This window comes from Microbacterium sp. B19 (assembly GCF_000333395.1).
Lineage (GTDB): Bacteria > Actinomycetota > Actinomycetes > Actinomycetales > Microbacteriaceae > Microbacterium.
Genome location: NZ_BADA01000094.1, coordinates 1 through 1643 on the forward strand (window position 1 = coordinate 1; position 1643 = coordinate 1643).

The 1643-nt window shown below is 70.2% G+C and carries 2 protein-coding genes; one reads left to right on the top strand and one right to left on the bottom strand.

Annotated elements, in window-relative coordinates; genetic code table 11:
• Nucleotides 1-652: ATPase, T2SS/T4P/T4SS family (locus I5G_RS20310; RefSeq protein ID WP_036326031.1), on the bottom strand; the 652-nt coding region annotated here is incomplete at its 3' end.
• Nucleotides 653-1150: 498 nt separating this feature from the next.
• On the opposite strand from I5G_RS20310, the gene I5G_RS03230 reads away from it, so the two are divergent.
• The coding region (locus I5G_RS03230) for an acetyl-coenzyme A synthetase N-terminal domain-containing protein (protein ID WP_026095614.1) at nt 1151-1643 on the top strand (493 nt) is incomplete at its 3' end.

The following is a 1643-nucleotide window of genomic DNA, read 5'->3' on the forward strand; positions in this document are numbered from 1 at the left end:
AGCCGAGGCGGTCGGGGCGCATCCGCAGCGCCTCGCGGACGAGTCTGGGCAGCTCGATGCCGCCGGCCCCCTCCAGGTTGGCCTGTCGGGCTTCCAGAGCGATGTGGTGCGGATGCCGCGGGCGGAGCTCGGCGACCTCCTCGATCGTCACGATCCGCTCCGTGACGGGGACGGACGACAGGAGGGCCGACAGGAGAGTCGTCTTGCCCGCCCCCGTGCCTCCGGTGAGGAGGACGTTGGACCGCTCGCGGACGAGAGCACCCAGTGCGTCGCGGATCGCCTCCGAGAACATGCCCGCTCGATGCAGATCGTCGAGGTCCGGAGAACTCCAGCGCGGGACGCGAATCGAGATGGCCGTCCCTCGGGCGGCGACCGGCGCGAGGACGGCGTGCACGCGCACACCGCGCTCCCACCGCACGTCGACGCACGGGGACGCGTCGTCGAGGTGACGCCCGCCCCGCGCGATCAACCGGACGGCCAGCCGTCGGACCTCCGCCTCGGTGGCGCGCCACGACGGCACCCGTTCCGCGCCGCTCCCCCGGTCCACGAACATCCCCTCGTCGCCGTTCACGAAGACGTCGCTGACGTCGGGGTCGTCGAGGAACGGCTGCAGGAACGCGAGGGCGGGATCGTCCCACGCGGAGGAAAGCAGACGAGGAACCGACGGGGGCTCCGCGGCGAGCGGTGCCGGCGCGGGAGCGGGGAGGGGGAAGAGGCGGGGGGAGGTCACGCCGATGACGGTACGGAGGACCACCCGGCCGCCGCGGCGCCGATGCCACGATCCGTGGATGATTCCGCCGATTCACCGCCTGGGGAGGGCAGGTGTTCCTCGGGGAGAGTCGGGCGCGGAACCGCCCGGAAAAAAGAGAGGGCGGCATCCCATCAATGGGGGGCGAGGGATGCCGCCACGCGCCGGGGAAAAATTGGGGGGCTCCCCCCGACGCGCTTGCCGGAAGCGATGTTCGGGCAGATATAAGAGTACGCACACGAGCGCGCCACGCCAACCCGAATCGCTAGATGATCGAGCGATATATCAGGCGTTTCGCCCAGGGCGGATCCCAACTATCGGAGGTAACCGCCGTTCGCGGCGGGGGGATAGCGTGACCGTGGCGCGAGGACGCGCCGTGCCTCGACCGCGAAGGAGCGCCAGATGAGCAGCCAGATCGATCATCTCCTCAACGAAACCCGCCGTTTCGCCCCGTCGGCGGAGTTCGCCGCGAACGCCGTCGCCGACGCGAGTCTGTACGAGCGCGCCGCCGCCGACCGCGAAGGTTTCTGGGCGGATCAGGCGCGCGAGCTCCACTGGCACACCCCGTTCACGAAGGTGCTCGACTGGTCGAACCCGCCGTTCGCCGAGTGGTTCGCCGACGGCGAGCTGAACGTCGCCTACAACTGCCTCGACCGGCACGTCGAGGCCGGTAACGGCGAGCGCATCGCGCTCCGGTGGGAGGGAGAACCCGGCGACCAGCGCAACGTCACGTACGCCGAACTCACCGACGAGGTGAAGCGCCTCTCGAACGTGCTGATCGACCTGGGCATCGAGCGCGGCGATCGTGTCGCGATCTACCTGCCGATGATCCCCGAGGCCATCGCGTCGATGCTCGCCGTCGCCCGTATCGGCGCCGTCCACTCGGTGGTATTCG